The following is a 1,072-nucleotide window of genomic DNA, read 5'->3' on the forward strand; positions in this document are numbered from 1 at the left end:
ATGGGTAAGTACACCGAGCAATTCAAGCTCACAGCGATCACAGCCTACCTGGACGGCAGCAACGGTTTCCGAAAGGTGGCTCAACACTTAGGTATCGATTTCAGTCTGCTTCGACGCTGGGTGGCCAGATATCAGGCCAATAATGGCATTGGTCCAGGCTCGCATGGGCGGCGCTATAGCAGTGATTTCAAGCAGCAGGTGCTTAGCTACATGCACGAGCATCGGCTTTCACTGCGCCAGACCGCTGCCCATTTTGGTCTTGGGCAGTCCTCTCAGATAGGCATTTGGCAGCGGCAGTACTACAGTGGCAGTCCTGCACCCTCTACTGCCATTAAGCCAAGAAAGCCAATCGACGTGTCGAAGAAGATCAAGCCTGTCAAACCCACCGATACCAGTGATGATCAGAAGTCTCGAGATCAGCTGATGGCTGAACTTGAGTACCTGCGCATGGAGAACGCTGTCCTAAAGGAGCTCAAGGCTCTGCGCGAGGAAAAGGAACGAACACGCGGGAAAAAGTCCTGATCGTTTCCAAACTCAAGCGCAGATTTCCTTTGCCTGACCTCCTTCAACTGGTCGAGCTGGCGCGCAGCACCTTCTACTACCAGCTCAAAGCTCAGCAGAAGCCAGATCGGCATGCTGAGCTCAAGGCATTGGTGCATCGCGTCTACCACGAGCAGAAAGGGCTTTATGGTTATCGCCGTATCGCACTCGTAATCAGGAAGGAAAAGCGGGTGAACAAGAAGGTCATTGAACGGCTGATGGCTGAGCAGGGATTGAAATCAGTAGTGCGCCCCAAGAAATACCGCTCCTATCGAGGTACCGTCGGTAAAGTGGCAGCGAATGTGCTGGAGCGAAATTTTGTTGCTCAACGCCCAAACCAGAAGTGGGTGACCGACGTAACCGAGTTCAAAGTAGCTCAACAGAAGCTTTACCTGTCGCCCGTGATGGATTTGTACAACGGCGAAATCGTGGCCTACGAAATGGCCAGCCGCCCGTGCTATAGCCTGGTTGGGAACATGCTTGGCAAAGCGCTCGATTGCCTGGGAGAGAAACCGAAGCTCGTGCTGCATTC

The 1,072-nt window shown here is 53.4% G+C and carries 1 pseudogene; it reads left to right on the plus strand.

The window, feature by feature from the left end:
- Positions 1 to 1,072 (plus strand): annotated as a pseudogene (locus ACF8FG_RS05665) (IS3 family transposase); the annotation flags it as partial.

The sequence above is a fragment of the Pseudomonas sp. YQ_6 genome (assembly GCF_043103245.1).
GTDB classification, from domain to species: Bacteria; Pseudomonadota; Gammaproteobacteria; order Pseudomonadales; family Pseudomonadaceae; genus Aquipseudomonas; species Aquipseudomonas alloputida.